The 17,500-nt window shown below is 48.2% G+C and carries 13 protein-coding genes and 1 tRNA gene; 4 read left to right on the plus strand and 10 right to left on the minus strand.

The window, feature by feature from the left end:
- Positions 1-979 precede the first annotated feature (979 nt).
- Positions 980-2,899 (plus strand): methyl-accepting chemotaxis protein, encoded by a 1,920-nt coding sequence (locus Q4526_RS14300; protein ID WP_215977753.1) that lies wholly within the window; start codon positions 980-982, stop codon positions 2,897-2,899.
- A 98-nt stretch (positions 2,900-2,997) separates the two neighbouring features.
- On the opposite strand, the gene Q4526_RS14305 is transcribed toward Q4526_RS14300, so the two are convergent.
- The 3 genes from Q4526_RS14305 to Q4526_RS14315 form a co-directional block, all read right to left on the minus strand.
- Positions 2,998-3,816 (minus strand): AraC family transcriptional regulator, encoded by an 819-nt coding sequence (locus tag Q4526_RS14305; protein WP_215977754.1) that lies wholly within the window; start codon positions 3,814-3,816, stop codon positions 2,998-3,000.
- 4 nt (positions 3,817-3,820) lie between these two features.
- Positions 3,821-4,348: a YbhB/YbcL family Raf kinase inhibitor-like protein gene (locus tag Q4526_RS14310; RefSeq protein WP_215977755.1), complete on the minus strand. Its 528-nt coding sequence runs from the start codon at positions 4,346-4,348 to the stop codon at positions 3,821-3,823.
- A gap of 166 nt (positions 4,349-4,514) precedes the next feature.
- The gene (locus tag Q4526_RS14315) at positions 4,515-4,790 is read right to left on the minus strand and encodes a hypothetical protein (protein ID WP_215977756.1); all 276 of its coding nucleotides are present in this window, start codon (positions 4,788-4,790) and stop codon (positions 4,515-4,517) included.
- 119 nt (positions 4,791-4,909) lie between these two features.
- Between Q4526_RS14315 and Q4526_RS14320 the strand changes: the two genes are divergently transcribed.
- Positions 4,910-5,086: a DUF6435 family protein gene (locus Q4526_RS14320; protein WP_215977757.1), complete on the plus strand. Its 177-nt coding sequence runs from the start codon at positions 4,910-4,912 to the stop codon at positions 5,084-5,086.
- Positions 5,087-5,403: 317 nt separating this feature from the next.
- On the opposite strand, the gene Q4526_RS14325 is transcribed toward Q4526_RS14320, so the two are convergent.
- The gene (locus tag Q4526_RS14325) at positions 5,404-6,336 is read right to left on the minus strand and encodes a hypothetical protein (RefSeq protein ID WP_215977758.1); all 933 of its coding nucleotides are present in this window, start codon (positions 6,334-6,336) and stop codon (positions 5,404-5,406) included.
- 194 nt (positions 6,337-6,530) lie between these two features.
- On the opposite strand from Q4526_RS14325, the gene Q4526_RS14330 reads away from it, so the two are divergent.
- Entirely contained in the window at positions 6,531-8,048 is a 1,518-nt protein-coding gene (locus tag Q4526_RS14330; RefSeq protein ID WP_215977759.1) for a hypothetical protein, read from the plus strand.
- 282 nt (positions 8,049-8,330) lie between these two features.
- On the opposite strand, the gene Q4526_RS14335 is transcribed toward Q4526_RS14330, so the two are convergent.
- Positions 8,331-9,290: an AEC family transporter gene (locus Q4526_RS14335; RefSeq protein WP_215977760.1), complete on the minus strand. Its 960-nt coding sequence runs from the start codon at positions 9,288-9,290 to the stop codon at positions 8,331-8,333.
- A gap of 497 nt (positions 9,291-9,787) precedes the next feature.
- Here Q4526_RS14335 and Q4526_RS14340 point away from each other — a divergent pair, with 497 nt between their 5' ends.
- Complete coding sequence (locus Q4526_RS14340; protein WP_215977761.1) at positions 9,788-11,656, plus strand: hypothetical protein; 1,869 nt, start codon at positions 9,788-9,790, stop codon at positions 11,654-11,656.
- 256 nt (positions 11,657-11,912) lie between these two features.
- On the opposite strand, the gene Q4526_RS14345 is transcribed toward Q4526_RS14340, so the two are convergent.
- From Q4526_RS14345 to gltX, 5 genes are all read right to left on the minus strand, one after another.
- Positions 11,913-12,563: a HEPN domain-containing protein gene (locus Q4526_RS14345; protein WP_215977762.1), complete on the minus strand. Its 651-nt coding sequence runs from the start codon at positions 12,561-12,563 to the stop codon at positions 11,913-11,915.
- Between the two features lie 14 nt (positions 12,564-12,577).
- The gene (locus Q4526_RS14350; protein ID WP_215977763.1) at positions 12,578-13,771 is read right to left on the minus strand and encodes a DUF262 domain-containing protein; all 1,194 of its coding nucleotides are present in this window, start codon (positions 13,769-13,771) and stop codon (positions 12,578-12,580) included.
- 270 nt (positions 13,772-14,041) lie between these two features.
- The gene (locus Q4526_RS14355; protein ID WP_215977764.1) at positions 14,042-14,371 is read right to left on the minus strand and encodes a helix-turn-helix transcriptional regulator; all 330 of its coding nucleotides are present in this window, start codon (positions 14,369-14,371) and stop codon (positions 14,042-14,044) included.
- Between the two features lie 920 nt (positions 14,372-15,291).
- Positions 15,292-15,367: transfer RNA gene (locus tag Q4526_RS14360), tRNA-Ala, on the minus strand.
- Between the two features lie 503 nt (positions 15,368-15,870).
- The gene (gene gltX, locus Q4526_RS14365) at positions 15,871-17,367 is read right to left on the minus strand and encodes a glutamate--tRNA ligase (RefSeq protein ID WP_215977765.1); all 1,497 of its coding nucleotides are present in this window, start codon (positions 17,365-17,367) and stop codon (positions 15,871-15,873) included.
- Positions 17,368-17,500: the final 133 nt, after the last annotated feature.

Raw genomic sequence — 17,500 nt, forward strand, 5'->3', positions numbered from 1 at the left:
ATTCTCCTTGCGACAATTTGGAGCAACCGGCAAGGCCAAACAAAACCCATGGCGCATTAATCAACACCCTGGCGAGTAGTTAAGCATAATGATTGTAAGGGGTAGCAGCGGCTGGTCGCCCTCGCGGCCTTTTGGTGCACAGGCTCAGAAAACATGCCCTACCCGTCGGACGGTATTCCATGTGCAAACTAAAGCTGCCTCGTACTCAGAGCTAAACCAGTGATTGAGCAACAACATCGGCTAAATAAGGGGCCACTGAAAACTTCCCAGTATCAATGGGGTAAATTCGCCCAACCTCGTATGCAGCCATGCCCGGGGCATTATTGGCTATGCAATCCCCGCTTCACTTACGACGAGTTTTTGGTCATTTTTGCAAGCAGTGATTTTCCTATACAGCCCTCGGCGCTCATCTTAGCCCTAAGCCGCCGATGGCGGTTTGGTTTAACAACTCTCAGGCACCTCGGTTTTGTTCAAACCAAACAGGGACTTTTGCAGCCCCCACTGACAGCTCTAAATGGCCTATAAAAAGTAAACACTAAAGATCAGAACACAAATGACCGGCGAGACCCGCCCAGTGGCCAGGGCATCAAAAATATCTCCCTTAACCACGCTGACTAATCCTGAAACGACACCACCCCTTAAACCAGATGAATTTCGATGCGCACGATTAATTTAGTATCGGTATCTTCGTAAAATTAATCTACTGCGATTCGTTACTTACTCAGGTTTGATGCGACGAAAGTCATGCCAGGAATTCATAATTTAAGGCTTGCCCTTTGTGACCGGTTTACGTGCAAGCCGGCAAGCCTTACAAAAACTTGGCTGCATCTTTCAAACGCTAGACCTCGTAAGTGCCAAAAACACCACGTCCTACACCGCTGCTAGCCCTAACTTCACATTTAAGTTATTCAAAACATAGTCGATAACATGCTAACCTCAGGGTGCCCCCCTAATTGCGACCTTATCAGATGGAAATACTATGTCCATTAACCGAAAATTCACACTCGGACTGATCGTCCTTGTCTTTGCTCTGATCACCCTAGCCGCCGTTTGGATCGTATCAATCGAAACTAGCTTAGCCAACAGCGCAGCCACGCGAGCCGCCGCTGAAAAAAGCGCACAAGCTTTAAACATGCTGACAATTACCAACACAATCATGTCTGAGCGGGTGCAAAGCAGCATGAATGTACTGGTGAAACGAGGAAAATCTCTAGGCACTCCCAGTCTGGGCGCAATCACTGAGGTGGCAGACCGTAAGGCGCCTGAGCTGTATTTGGGGGATGATGAACAAAGTAACAACTACCGGTTGGTGGACGACCTTACCTCCGATATGGGGGGAACCGCCACTCTCTTCGCTTACGATGGGCGCGATTATATTCGAGTCTCTACCAACGTAAAAAAACAAGGCAAACGAGCCACAGGGACAATCCTGAACCCCGAGGGTGCGGCGTTTAAATCTATCGAAAACGGTTCGGCCTTTTATGGCCAGGTCGATATCCTAGGCTCTCCCTACCTGACAGGCTATGCCCCCATGCACAACCTGTCAGGTGACACCATCGGCATATGGTACGTAGGCTATTCGGCAGACTTAAGCTCCCTAAACCAGCAAGTGGCGAGCGCTCGTATATTAGAACAAGGATTTGTCGCCATTTTAGATAACAAAGGTCGACTTCGGTTCCACTCCGACAATCACAGCAAAAGCGATATTGAATCCATACTCGCCGCCCCTAACGCCTGGAATCTAAAACAGACTGAATTTACACCATGGGGTTACACCATTGTCACCGCTTACTCCAAAAATGAAGTCGCAAGTGTTGCCCGAAATGTTTCAGCCAAAGTCGCAGCAGCTGTCGCACTGTCTGGCTTGCTGGTCATTGGCTTAGTGCTCGCGCTACTCAAAGTATTTGTCACCCGCCCCATGCAACATTTAATTAATGCCATCAAAAGCATTACCGAGGGCAATGGTGACCTCACGGTCCGGCTCGACAGCGCAGGCAAGGACGAATTTGGTGTTGTTGCCAACGAATTTGATCAGCTAATGGAAAAATTTCAAAATACCATCCGGGCAATCACCGACTCTTCCGGCCAACTGCTCGACTCCGCCGATTCTCTTACCCAAATAGCCAAAGACTCAAAAGCCTCCGTAGAACAACAATATCAAGGCATAGACAGTGTTGGCGAAGCCATGCTGCAAATGAGCTTGGCAGCTCAAAACATTGCCAAAAGTACCAGCGATGCAGACCAATTAGCCAAAACTGCCAGCTTACAAGCCAATAGCGGACAAGACTCTTTACATCATACCATCGAGATTGTTCAGCAACTGACCCAGAGCACGCAGCAATGTGCCGACACGATCAACCAACTAGGCGAGCACAGTTTGAATATTGCTGGGGTGCTTGATGTCATTAACAGCATCGCTGAGCAAACAAATTTACTCGCCCTAAACGCCGCCATAGAAGCCGCAAGAGCTGGTGAGCATGGTCGCGGCTTTGCCGTTGTCTCCGACGAAGTTAGGCTTCTGGCCACCCGAACACAAAACTCCATTGGAGATATACGTGAACAAATAGAGAAGCTGCAATCGGGAGCGCAAGAGGCCACCCGAACAATGGCTGAAAATCGAAACATTACCACTCACTTAGCAGAAAAAGCGACAGAGTCTGGCCAAGCTATTGGCGAGTCAATGAAGTCTGTCAGAAATATTTCAGCGCTTAACACAGAAATAGCCAGCGCGTCAGAAGAACAAAGCCATGTATCCGATGAGATCAATCAAAACGTCGAAAACGTTAAGCAATTAGCGCTGCAAAGCTCGGAGCAAACCGAAGCTACCCGGCGCGCCGGTGATGCCCTAATGAACCTAGCCGAACGGCTAAAAGAGCAGCTGAGCCTTTATCGCGCATAATTCCCGTGTCATAAAAACGGTAAAAAACTGCGCAGCCTAGTGAAATGTGAAAGTAGCAACCGCTGGCAGCGCTGCTGAGTAAAAAAAGGAACAACCTGTTAGCAGAGTTCTATAGTCTCTGGACGCAGAATACTGACCTCTGCGGGCTTGATTAAGGTCCGACAATACTGCCCAGGCGATACCCCCAAAGTTTGCTTAAAGCGCTGGGCAAACCGGGTGCGCGACTCATACCCACACGCTATTGCCGCTTCGGTAACCGTATACCCTTTTTGCAGTACAGTCAGACTATATCCCATACGAATATCCGCTAGAACCTGTCTGAACGAGCTATTTTCTTGTTTTAACCGCCGGTGTAATGTTGCGCGGCTAACTCCCAGCGCTTGCGCGACGGCCTCCAGTGAATGTGCGGCTCCGGGATCTGCCATCAAAAAACGGGCAACACGATCACGCCAGGTAAGCTCCTCACCGGGAAACAACAAGGTTAGCTTGTTGGCCTGGCGCAACTGGGCAAACAAAGCCAGTGCTAAATGCTGTTGGGCGGTCTCATCCACTCGGTGCGACACACCATTAACCAGAGCGTCAAAACAAAATGCCAACGCCGTGTTGGCGCCCAGACACGGCGCCTCCACGGCGGGCACAGCCTCGGTCAGCCACTCCCCCGGCGGTTGCGCTAAAAAAGACAGAGTCACCGACTCAAATCCCCGATCACCTGGTTGATTAACAAACGTCAGCGATTGGCCTGCCGATAATGCCAACCAGCGTCCAGGGGTCACCTCTACCCGCTCACCGCGCCACACAAGCGATTTACTGCCACGCAGCACCCGCACCAGTGTCGGCGCGGGTATATAGACATTGCGCAGAAGTTGTTGCCGCTGCCCCTGGTAGCGAGTGATGTACACCGCGTTCTGGTGAGCCACAGGCTTAGCGAGCGTAGGTAGCCGTCAGGGTATCTTTGGCGATTACCGCGCTATTGAGCTTATACCCTACAACCGCCGCCGGCGTTTCAGCACTGACATCCAACGCAGACGTGTTCAGCGCCCAAACCGTAAACTGATAACGGTGCATTCCGTGGTCAACCGGCGGGCAAGCACCGCCAAAGCCAGGGGTGCCGTAATCGGTTTCCACCTCCAGCCCTTTTTTCAATTTGCCGGAAATACCGGCGGGCAAGCTTGCGGTATCCACCGGTAAATTCACTACTAACCAATGCCACCAGCCACTTCCCGTTGGGGCATCCGGATCATAAGCGGTAACAGCAACACTCTTGGTGCCCTCTGGCAGGTTCGTCCACTTAAGGTGCGGCGATATATTATCGCCCGAGCAGCCAAAACCATTAAACTCCTGAGCCTTATTCAGCATATGCCCCTCTTGCATATCATCACTGTGAAGCTCTAGTGCGTGGGTACTCGCAGCCATACAGGCCAATACCGTCAATAAACCAAAACGTCTCATAGATACATCCTTTATGTTGGTAAGTGGTATAGATGAGATAGTACGCGATTACAGCAAAAATGTGACGCCGAGAAGTATCATTATAAGATGCAAAACCCATTATTTGATACTTTATGCGCTTATTGGTGGTTAATGTCGGATCGGGCCAAAACAGCCCAGGCCTGCCTTAACGCCTTATAAGCACGCCTAACGTCAAAACCTTAGAAATACGCAGCTTTGGCGGCCAAACAAAAGTGGGGTTAGAGGCGAAAGGCTCCTTGGACAAGAACCCCTCGGTCTTTTTATCTCGCACAAACCAGCTAGCCGTGGCAAAGCTCAATATAAAAACGAGCAAAGTACCGGTAACAACGGCGATCATAATATGCCCATCGGTGGCAGAACCGAAATTCGCGGTAACGTTACTGACAAAAAGCAACTGTACCCCTACTATTAAATACGCCATAAGCCTTCGGCCCCACTTATCCTGAGCCCACTTATCCAAAGCCAAGTAGTAAACCGAACCTGCCTATTGCACGTATACCAAACAAGCGCCAATACCCTGAACACACATTAGGACTCAATATGCTGTCACTCTTTCGCAAAGACCCCGCGCAAAAACTGCAAAAAAAATATGAGGCAATCTTAGAAAAAGCCATGTACGCCCAACGCAGTGGCGACATTAAAACCTACTCCCTGCTAACTGAGGAGGCCGAGCAAATTCGCGCAGAAATTGAAGCCCTGCAAGCCAACAAACACTGAAAATATATCCTTCACAGATCTCTACAAGCTCCGCCATTCTCTCAGATAGCGAGTAAAATCGGGGGTAAGAGTTGGGGATCCCAAAAATTTTCCATCAGAAAAATTGGGGGCGGGTAAAAGATCACGGTATTTTTAAACCGCGACAATTGAGTTTCCAATCTTGCCTGAAATAATTTTTGAGAGGTTATGCCCTTCACGAGCAGCAAACAATTCAAGACTCATCCCTAAACCCCCAAGGTTGGCGTCCGGTTTTATTAGACCACTACACACATGACGAGCTTAGGGATCGTAAGGAACTTTCTTACTGAGAGAAAAATCTACTCAGACCTGGAAGATAGATACATGACATTTTTCTTAATACACTCATTGTGACTGACAAGATGGGACCCCCACCCATCCCAACCCTTGGCCGCCATTGATGCTAATGCCAGATTGTTTAGGTTTTCAACAACCTTGGGTGCAGAATCGTTGAAAGGCTTCAGCCGTCTTTTCACTCGCTCATCATTGAGTTTTTTATAAATATTTGCTGCAATCCGTTCTATCTCATCATAATCACTGGCATCAACATCAGTGACTGCCCTGCCCTTTCTGAGGCGGTAGACCGTTCCTTCAATATGCATGTAATCACCTCTCAACGCGGTGAACTGGTGCCAGGCAAGCGAGCGCAAATACATCTCTTTTGCTTTATCCAGCTGCCCAGATTCTTTAAAAGCTCTTGCCTTGGCTTCATAAGCTAGCATTATAGGAAGCAAAGAAGGCCCGGTTGAGCCATAAACAGCGGATTCATACGCAGCTTGTAGCTTAATATCGTCTGCACCACTTGTAGCAAGCACTGCCATTGCGGTGGTGTCACCTTGATTCATTAATTGTTCTAATGTGTCTTGGCTATATGATGAATATGCATTTTTATTTTCCATGATATAACCGTGGTCTTTTAACCAACTATCGTGGTCTTCTTTAGCTTTTTTATTGGCCTCCTCTGTCAGTTGTATGCTGTTGCACCACTGCGAGTCATAACTCATGTTATCTTCAAAAATATCACTATCCTGCTCAGGCGGATTGAGTCTCACCTTTTCCACACTGTGACTGGCACTATCAACTCTACGGCTAGGCATAGAGCTTGGCAATCTAGAATCATGTGCCCGATACTTATTGGGATTCCCCAATGAGAGTTGATAATTAAGAAAATACCAACCGAGACCACAAATACATAGCGCGGCTACGCTCGCAACAACCATCTTAGCCTTCACTTGTAGTCCTCCTACAGAAAATCGCAATTTTGACTGAGCTCAGCCTGCTTACACCTTAAAAACTGACACTGGCATATTCTCTAACATATTTGAGGACATATTTGAGGACATATTTCTCCCCTCTAATTAGAGGGTGGTCAACCCACAAGAGCACTTGCAAAATATCGTTTCTTGACAGTATAAAGGGAACGGGCATGGCTCAGCGGCACCTATTAATCATCGCACTAATAACAACACTCGCCAGTGGTTACACATTTGCCGATGCTATCGAAAACCCGGCAGGCAGCGGCAACTGGACCATTAGTGGCACCAGCGGCCCTAGCGACCATTACTTGATTGACGGGGGTACTGACCCCAACCCCACAATCACTGTGGACGCTACAACCGATATTGCAATCAACTCCTTCACCTTGCCTTTTATAAGCATAGCGGCACCAGATTACACCGTAAATATCGCTTCCGGCGCTAAAATGATCAACTCGAATTCTGGCGGATTGTTTACACTCGAAGCCGGGCATACAAACTTCAATATTGCCGGAGAGTTATCGGGAGGCGACTATAGAGTAATCGCTGCAAACGTGGCCGGCGCCCCAAGCTGGAGCATCAACCTAACCGGTTCAGCCATAAGTACACATAGTAATATACTGCTTCTCGGCCAGGGCGGAAATGACTCGCTCACATTAGAACCCGGTAGCACGCTGGCCTCAGGTGGGGGAAGTGTCACTTTAAGAGGCGGGACCGATACCGTTACATTTAATGGCGGGACCATGAATAATGTAAGCGGCTTTCGCTTCGAAGATGGTGACGATCAGCTGGAATTGAATTTTGCCCCATCAAGTACAACCCGATTTTTAGGCGGCAGCGGAACGGATACGGTTACTCTGACCAACAATGGTAGCTATACACTCGACACACTGGAGTCAGGTTGGGAAGTGCTTACCATGAACGGCTCCAGCTGGACCCTGACCGGCACCACCACCAACACCTTCAGCAATGCCATTAACCTGAACAGTGGCAACCTCACCCTGAGTAATACTGCCGACATCACAATAGCCGGCGCTCTAACCGGAGCAGGTACACTGACCAAGTCTGGCGGTCATACATTGTTTTTAACGGGAAGCAGCACACACACCGGCTTAATCGATATTCAAAGCGGCCAACTTACGGTTAATGGCAGTACAACCTCAAACATTCAAATTAGCGCTACAGCGCGCCTTGCCGGTGGCGGCAGCTTGGGGTCTGCGCAAATGAACGGCACACTTGCTCCCGGCAACTCACCGGAAACGCTCACCGTTAACGGTGACCTCGATCTGACAAGCACATCTGTGCTGGAGTTTGAGTTGGACACCTCAGGCACCATCGGCAGCAGTGTCAACGATTTGGTGGAAGTGAACGGCAACCTAACTCTGGATGGTACACTCAACATCACCGATTTAGGCAACTATGGTCTCGGTACGTACCGATTAATCAACTACACAGGCTCACTGAGCGATAACGGCCTCACAATTGGCAGCCAACCCAATGGTTTTTCCGGCAGCATAGACACAAGTACTGCCGGTCAGGTGAATTTAATCGTTAGCGCTTTAGGTACTAATACCAGCGGTAACGTCCACGCGCTTCCAGCTATTGGTATCCCAGGGCTCGCACTACTGATTTTTACCTTAATTTTAACGGGGCTAGCCGCGGTTCGGCACGGAAAATTAACTCGGTAAAATATTAAGAACGTTAAAATTGGTTTCACCGAAGGGCAAAGAATTTTGGCCGCATGAGTACATACATTAGAATATGGCCTCAAAATACTTTGCCCTATATTCCCTATCACCAAACCGATACAGGGCATGGGGCAGCACTCTGGCAAACAGAAAGCGTCAAGGTTTGGCCGTTAATACGACGTTATAACTGTAAATGTGACTCACATTTCAAGACCTAATTTCGGCATCCGCACAACGCCCTAAACAGCCCCCGGAACTCGCCGCCATGCACAAAGTAATCACCTAAAGCGTCGGGGCAAACGCCTCGACAAGCCACAGCCCGACGGTAAGGCTCACCAAGCCGAACAGCGTTGTTTGCACAATCATGGTCGCCGCTAAAGCGGCATTGCCGCCCATGCCGCGAACCATCACAAAGCTTGCTGTAGCGGTGGGGGCAGCCGCCAATAAAAAGACCACCGCAACCGCATCGCCCTTAAGCCCCAATAGTAGCGCCAGCGCCACCGCTATGACTGGCGAGATCAACAGCTTCCAGCAGCTAGCGGCCAGAACGCCGTCGCCCATTTGGCCCAGCGATTTCATATTAAGCGATCCGCCGACGCACAACAGCGCCAGCGGCAAAGACATGTCTCCCAGATAGCCCCCCGCGCGCCGAACCGGCTCGGCAATAGACGGGCCCCAAGCGCCGTAAATAAGCCCAGCGACAATGCCGATAATCAAAGGGTTGCGCGCAATGGCCACAAATACGCCGCGAAAACCGCGCTCGCCGTCTAGGTCCCGGTTGAGAGCGACTACGGATAAAACATTGTACAGAACGATGGTGACGGCCAAGGGCAGAGCCGCCATAGCGATGCCTTTTTCTCCGTAAGCATTCGCACAGTACGCCAGGCCGATAATAATCAAGTTGCCGCGAAAGGCCGCCTGGGTAAGAACCCCCCGGTCTTTTTTATCTCGCACAAACCAGCCGGCCGTGGCAAAGCTCAATACAAAAACGAGTAGAGCACCGGTAACAACGGCGATCATAATGCGAGCATCGGTAGCCGAGCCAAAATCCGCGGTAGCGTTACTGAAAAACAAAAGCACGGGTAGCCCGACGGAAAAAACCAAACGTGAAGCGGTGTTGATAAACGCTTCATCTATCAGGCCCACACGACGCAATACCGCGCCCAGAGCAATCATCAGGAAAATCGGTGTACTTACCGACACCGAAAAAATAAAGGTAGAGAGTAGATCGCTGTTGTTCACGGAGGCTAGCACCAAGATATGAGTGATTTGTTAGGTTCCGCTTTTTGCGGAGGTTTTGTCAAGGTAAAGGCTGTGGTTTAAAGGGTTAAGCTTGCCGTGAGTGTGTCTGGGTTGAGTTGGTTTTGTTCGTGGTCATTTTTTATTCGAACCGAGACTGGGAACAGCGCAGCCTAAAAAATTAACTGCCCCCCGGTTGACGGGTAACGAGTAACGGGGGTGACGAGGTCTCCGGGATTCACAATTCAAGAGCTGCCCCCCTTCCGGTACATTGATCCCGGCCCTACTGATCCATATCTCGCGTACCGAAATAGAAAATTTTCTCCGGTACCATTGGCAAAACCTACATATTGCGCCACAATCTAGCGAAATCGCATAAATAAAAGTGCTCAATAAAACTCTAATGCTTAGAAAGTAAATAAAAAACCAGTAATTCAAAACAAGTTTTTTGACTATCTCTGAGCGATTATTCATTAAAACAATATATTTGAGGGATCAAAATGAAGCTTCAACAAGTACTTTCTTCACTCAACCAAATTGAAAAATCTAAATTTATCAACAACTTGGATAAACTTTGCGCCATTGCCGAGTCAGGAAACGAGGACGTTACCAAGACACTTGAGAAAATAAACCGACAGATTAAGGAAGCCTCTGGCCGCGAAGTAACCCAGTTATTTCAAGCTATAGCCAATGAGTATCAGCAGTCAGTTAAAGAACAACTTTCTCTTTCTGGAGCCTCCGTGGCGCTACTAGTGAACATACTGACTCGCGACGGGAACTGTGTCGCACGTATCTCTTGGATTGAGCAACTTTATTCTCGAGAGTGTGAGCTTCTAGAAAAAACCTCACAACAAATTATTGCAGATATCAAGGATTCCTCAACCGAAGGGTTTGACAGACCCCATAGGTTGAAAATTTTCAAAGACTGCTTAGAAGTTGCGTACAACAATGACTTGCGGATCAATCGACAAGCAAACATTTCCGATGATGAGCGAAGCGTTCTAAACAAGCTCGCTTATCATCTTAAGATCTCTCACGACGAAGCCTCAGCAATCGAACATCTTTCGAATCCGGTAAAAGCAGGAAAAGAGACTGTTGATGAATGCTTACAATACTTACGAGAAATTGGAGTAATCTTCATCAATAAAAAAAGCTCTGAAGTGTTAGTTCCGGATGAGGTTGTCAGAATTCTAAATGATGCACAAGGAAAGGAACTAGCGGACAAACATGTTTTAAGGATACTCAGAACCTTATCCGATGCCGAATTATCGAACATACTAAAGAACTACGGACAAAAAATAAGAGGTGTAGACCGGTCGGAGAAAATAAGAACCATTATGCATTGCTCGACCAGCATACGCGATGTTCTTACAACTGACTTATTTGACAAAGACATTAATGTAAGTAAGCGAAAAGATCGTCTTAAGGAACTAATGAATGACCTCACGATTGACTCAGACCGCCTAGGGGTGACGCTAGACGATAGAGTACGTGTCATATTCAACAGCTTAAATCAATCAATCGAAACCGAACTCAACGCCATTAGCGTAACGAGCTATAAAGATATGTATTTAGCGTTAGAGAAAAGGTTTTCAGACATCTACCCTAACGGTGAAAACCTAAGCGGACGGCTAAAAAAGGAGTTTGAGCTAGAAGACAACGAAGAGATAAGCATTGACAGACTTAGGGCTTTATCCATTACCCCCCATGACATACTTTACACACTGTCAAACGATGAAGTTAAGCAAGTCCGAAACTCCTTGGAGCTTTCTAACAGAGGGAATCCTCGATTAGCCATTCTCGAAGCATTCTCAAATGCGAACGACAAACTAATCGAAAACTACGAGGCTCTTGCGAGAAGAGACTTAGCAAACCTGAAATCAGTTGGAATTGATATAAACGAATCTGAAATTGGGTTGAAATTTGAAGAGGCAACTAGAACGATATTTGAGGGCTTAGATCTCGCCGTCGATGAAGACCTGAGGAATAGAATTAATACAGCAAAAGATAAAGCCGACATCATAATATCAATAAGTGACGATGATGTTATTATCGGTGAAGCTAAAACCTGCAAGAACGGCGATTTTGCGAAGTACTCAACCGCCTCTAGACAAGTAAAAGCGTATGCTAACCGCTGCGAGAATCAAGGAGCACGGGTGGCTCAAGTGTTGATCGTGGCCCCTAGCTTTTCTGAAGATTTCATCGAATCTGCCGAAATGGATACCGAGGTAAATATTTCCTTGTTAACGGCAGATGGCCTAAAAAAAATATACGATGCCTACAAAGCCAAAAAGAAACCCAATTTTTCTCCTAAGCTTTTCACGAAGGGCGGCCTTCTGAAAGCAGAACTAATTGCGAAAAACCTTTGAATAATATCATCCAGAAATAAATAGGTAATGTCGTTCAGACACAATGCGTGCGCAAGGAAGCGCAAGCATCTCTCTTGATAATATTTGTGCATAGACATGGGAAATTAAGGGTATCCTGCTATTGAATACGCCATAGGTCTCACTTGGGCCGACTTCTCCCAGTGAGGTGTGAAATGTAAGGCCCGACCCTGTGTCCCGAGCCGGAATTTACCGCGCATTAAATATTTTTAGCTACGGGTTGAACCACTGTCGCTTATTAGGCATTTTCGCTTCTTAGTTGCATAATTTTTTTATCCAAATCCTCAAGTCCATTCAATAGCGCTTGTACCGATTCAAATTCATCCTTAGGATTTATAGTTCCCTGGGTTCGTTTAGCCTTGTGTGCAACTTCTCCTCTTTTTGTGCCAAAACTATCAATATTTGTTAGCCAGGTTTGATCAAGGGAGCCAATATCTATTCCAGTGGGGAGAATAAGTGTCTTAAAGTTTTTATCTTTGATTCCATGATTGTCTTTGAGCTTTTTAGTAAATTGCCTTTGGGCCAAATCTATTACTTCTACGACCGAATCCTTAGCGTTTTTTCTAGATTTAGCTATTTGAATGAGCTCTTCGTTTTTAATTTCCTCCGTTACACTCCAGCTAGAATGATATGCTGCTAAGAATGATACGATGATGTTAGATGGCTTGTTACTTGTTTTCCAGTCGCGTATAGCTTGAGTGACAGTTTCTCTCGATACATCTTCTAAATAAGATTCAATTTCCGCATGAACAAGCAACCGATAGCCTCTAGCTCTATCTTGCTGTCTATCGGTATAATCGCCGGTTGGAGAAAAGTTCGCAGGCAACAGGTGGAGCCGAAGCTCTCTTAACCTGCCCCTAAGCTCTTTAAATCGGTTGGATAAACGCATAATCCCGACTCCTTTTACACAATGCGATTATCTATCAACCTTGGAACGTGTAAATTTGCTCCTAAAAGATCATTCAACACCTCGAACCAAGTAGAGATTCTTATTTGCGTCGCTGACAAACTCTTAGTGGTTGACTCAATAGATGTCATGAATTCCTTGTTTTCATCGCAGAGTTTTATATATGCAGCCTCTATTTCCTCTTCCCTTCCTGCTGATAAGTCTCTTATTTCTTCGTCAACAAAAGACAACATTAAAACATCAAAAACTGCTCTATTAAATCTGGACTCATAGGATGAACCATTCCATTTCCTGTACTGATTACCGTTAAATATGGATTTAATAAACCTGTGAGCGATTTCAAAAGACTGTAGCTGACTAGCTATCAATTGTTCTTTTTCTTCCCAGTTTTCATTTAGGTTCTTGCATGTATCATCAAGAAATTTCTTTAATGTGCCACCATATTCAGAAAGAAAGTTTTTAAACGAAAAAAATCTGAGTAACAACTCTGCATCCCTCATCCTAAAGTCTGGTTTTTTCAACTTTAGTATCTCCCGTAGGGCATCACTATTTGATGAGGATCGATCCAAAAAGCTAACAAATGGTCCAGGGTGAAGGGCCTGTCTTAATTCTTGGGGTGAAAGAGGTACACTCCCAGTGTTTAACCTCAAAAATACATGGTACAAAAAATCTTCATTAGGCCAATTTTTGATAACCACTGTCCTGATAGGTTGATTCTCAAACGCAGATAAATCATCGAATAAGTCAAGGTCACCCCTAAGGTTTTGAAGATTTTTTCGTTGCAAATCAACTCTTATTTCTAAGCCAGTTAATTTTAACTGTTCATAAACTTTATCATCAGGACCAGCAGAAAATTGGCGAATGCTCAGTAAGCGCTGCTTTCCATCTAGAACGATATATGAACCTCTTCGTTCTTTAGACTCAGCCAGCACAACTTGTGGTATTGGCAACCCTAGTATCAAGGACTCAATAAATTTGCTTTTCCTCTTTTTGTCCCATGCATCTCTGCGCTGGAAGTCAGGATTTAGTAGGATGTTTCCCTTATTGATCTGGTTGAGAAGAGTTTCCGTTGTCCAGTCATTTCCGCTGACCACAGCAGATGAGAAAGAAACTTGATCAAGTGAGCCAATATCTTCATCAGACTCTAGCTGCTCTTCATCTTCCTTAAATTCAATGTTTTCGTCACTCACATTAGTCTCCAAATTATATATCTCAATCCGATCTGTGATTGCCTAACGCCGCAAGCAAAGGCGCGCGTTAGCGCGTCCAGCCCGCAGGGCGATTTTGCCTTGCCTTGTATGGTTGAATATTCATAGAAACGCTGTTCCTTGCGACTGTTGACGGGTAAATTGAAGCCCGTAGCTAGCGGCAACTAGCCGGAATTCCGGGGACAGTTTACTCCATTTCGAGCAGTTTACCCCACCCAACCAATAGTCTTCCCTCCTACTGGATCTCGTGCTTCAAGCCGCCTCCGAACCTGCACTACAGATTGCCTTAGACAGCTCGGTTGAGGAAGCCCCCAACGCCAGCAATGATTTAATCAACGCGTCAATCGACACGCTCGGATCGCCGGCCTCCATTTTGGCAATGCGTGATTGGCTGGATTTTACTCTCTTAGCCAGCGCGACCTGACTTATTTGCTGGCTTTTTCGACGCTCTCTTAAGGCGTTACCGAGTGATATTTTCATATCAATATAAGCTGACTCTTCGGGCGTTAACCCGAGAAAATCGCTTGCGCCTCCAACTGCCCAGCCGGCGGCCTCTAGCTTTTTGCGTTTATCGGCACGCATGGTCGCACCCCCTGAATAAGGTAGAGCCGAAAGCATGCCATATATGACATACCATGAATAGCCCAGCAAATAACTCTGAGCAGACGTGACCCTATTCCCGTAGCGGTTCTAATTGGACTTAATATGGACTTAAATTTCAGTAGCTCATCTAAAACCCTCCAGATCTCAGCTACGAAGCGGCCACTACCCATGTGATCGAGCCGAGTGGAGGTCTGTTCTATTGGGTAAGCGAGCATGGATGCACGCGCAAGTATCTTCACGCCATGGAGGGCGTGTAGATACGGCCCAATAAAACAGACCGGAAGGAGGGAAGCCGAATGCCCGATCACCGGGTGTCCTCTTTTGGTTCCATTTCTGGACAAGCAGAAAAGGAACTCGCCATCGCCCGGCGATAGAGGGCGAGAATTACGGGAAAATGTTGATTTATAAAGATAAAACTGCAGAACTGAAAACAAAACCTGAAAACAATAAGCCGAGCTTCGAAGGTAATTGTGGGACTTTGACGATACGCATAGCGGTGGCTGCTCCTGCGCTCAGCCCAGGCTGCTCTCTCTGCGCTTGCAGCGCATTCACCTTGTCCCTGCGCCCGCGACAAAGCTGGCCCCGCGAGCGCAGCGAGTGTATTGGGTCTTCGTGCATCCATGCACATCAAACACACTGGCGTCAGCGGTCTCACCCACAAGACCCACAAACAAAAAACCCCCTGTCCAATTGGGCACTTCGAATGCGGATATGGGACTTTGACGATTCGCGGGATGCATGGCGCACCTCCCTGTGCGCCACCCTCTGGGCGACACCGTCGTGCTAATTTGCTCCCGGCAAATTAGTGAACCGGGGCTAAACCTCGCTCCCGCTGAACTTTCAGCGGAACAAACAAAAAACCCCCGTACTCTCGCGAGTACGGGGGTTTTTTGTTTGTTTGGTGGAGCCTAGCGGGATCGAACCGCTGACCTCAACACTGCCAGTGTTGCGCTCTCCCAGCTGAGCTAAGGCCCCAAAAGAGGTGCGCATAATAGGCCTGAGGCGGTGACCTGTCAATACTTTTTGCCAATAATTTTCAACGAGTTAGCCCATTTGCACGGTGATTATGCAATTTGTCGATTTTTTCAACATTCTAGGGATATCCCCTAACCGCCCACCTACTCTCTAGCCCACCAACAACCCTAGCTACGGAGTATTACCCCCATCGCAACCAGCCGAAGGGACGCTGATTTTGCGGGTGAATTGCACAAGGACGTGCAATTCAGGAAAAACACCGGGAGGTGATTTTTTCCGACCCGTAAAATCTGTGTGCATTCGGGAACCCGTAGGGCTGAGCTGCGCGGGTGCGCTTTTTCGTCCCTTTTTGCCGCATAGGAAAAAGGGGCTCGCCATCGCCCGGCGACAGAGGGCGAGAATTACGAAAAATCTGTTAAAGAACAAAAATGAGACAATTGGGGGCCAACCAGAACACAGCACCCAAAAGGAAAATCAGGCACATCCATGTGCCCACAAAACAATTAACCCGCAGGATTACTCCCCAAAGCCTGATACGCTTTCTCCAGCTTCTTAAGCTGCTTTTTACCCGGCTCCCCCAAAATATTAATCGCCTGCCGCAAACGCGCGCGGCTCATATCCGGGCCCAGTAGGGTCATGGAGTCCATCACCGAGAAAGAGGCGGTGGTGCCGGCAATGGCGACGAAGATGGGCGCCAGAAAGTCTTTAAGTTTGATACCCATGTGCCCGGCCAGCTCTTTTAGGGTTTCAAAGATGGCATCGCGCTCCCAGTGGCGCAGAGCTTCCAGCCGCCAGAGGGCAAATTGCAGCAGTTGTTTTTGCTCGTCCAGCTCGAGCTTATTGCTGGCAAAATGAGCTTCGCTGAGCGGCAGTTGGCCGGCGGCCAAAAATGCGACCAGCGGGATAAAGTCTCCCAGGGTTTCCATGCGCGACTGGGCGTGAGGCAGCACCTTTAACAGATTGTCGCGGTTGAGTGCCCACTCGCCTAAGCGATCCGCCAGCGCTTCGGTGCTTAAGTCTTCGCGAATCCACAGGCCGTTGAGCCAGCTGAGTTTTTCCACATCGAAAATCGGCCCGCCCAGGCTGACGCGATTGATGTCGAAGTGCTCCTGCATTTGCGCCAGTGAGAATTTCTCGCTCTCATCGGGCATGGACCAGCCCATGCGGCCCAGGTAATTAATCACCGCCTCTGGCAGGAAACCGGCCTTTTGGTAATACTGAATACTGGTGGGATTTTTGCGCTTGCTGAGTTTGGATTTATCCGGGTTGCGCAGCAGTGGCAGGTGGCACAGTACGGGAGCCTGCCAACCAAAGTATTCGTAGAGTTTTAAATGTTTAGGGGCGGAGTTAATCCACTCCTCGCCGCGAATCACGTGGGTAATACCCATCAAGTGATCATCCACCACATTGGCCAGATGATAGGTCGGCATGCCGTCGGCCTTGAGCAGCACTTGCATATCCACTTGCGCCCAGTCGATTTCGATGGTGCCGCGCAGCATATCATCCACCACACAGACGCCCTCTTCGGGCAACTTCATACGCACCACATAGGGCTCGCCGGCGGCGAGCTTGGCCTGTACTTCCGCCTCAGACAGCTTTAAACCCCGGCCGTCGTATTTGGGGGTTTCGCCGCGCGCTTGCTGTTCGCGCCGCATTTCGTCCAGCTCGTCACTGGAGGCAAAGCAGTAAAAGGCATGGCCTTTCTCGATTAACTCATCGGCGTATTGTTTGTAAATGTCCATCCGCTCGCTCTGGCGGTAGGGGCCGTGGTCACCGCCGACATCTGGGCCCTCGTCCCACTCCAGCCCCAACCAGCGCAGGCTGTCGAAAATAGCCTGCTCAGACTCGGCAGTACTGCGGGTTTGGTCGGTGTCTTCAATACGCAATAAAAACTGGCCGCCGTGCTGACGGGCAAAGCACATATTAAACAAAGCGATATAGGCCGTGCCTACATGGGGATCGCCGGTGGGCGACGGTGCAATACGGGTGCGAACGGTCATACGAGTCTCTTGTGTCGGTTCGGGAGTAAAGTCAGCGCTGAAGCGGCATAACTGTCAGCGTCTAAAAGCGCGCTATTGTAGCGTAAAGGACAAATGTGGGATATGGGTAGGATGCGGGACGCTGGACGCTGGA

It is taken from the genome of Gilvimarinus sp. 2_MG-2023, from assembly GCF_030547685.1.
Taxonomy (GTDB): Bacteria; Pseudomonadota; Gammaproteobacteria; order Pseudomonadales; family Cellvibrionaceae; genus Gilvimarinus.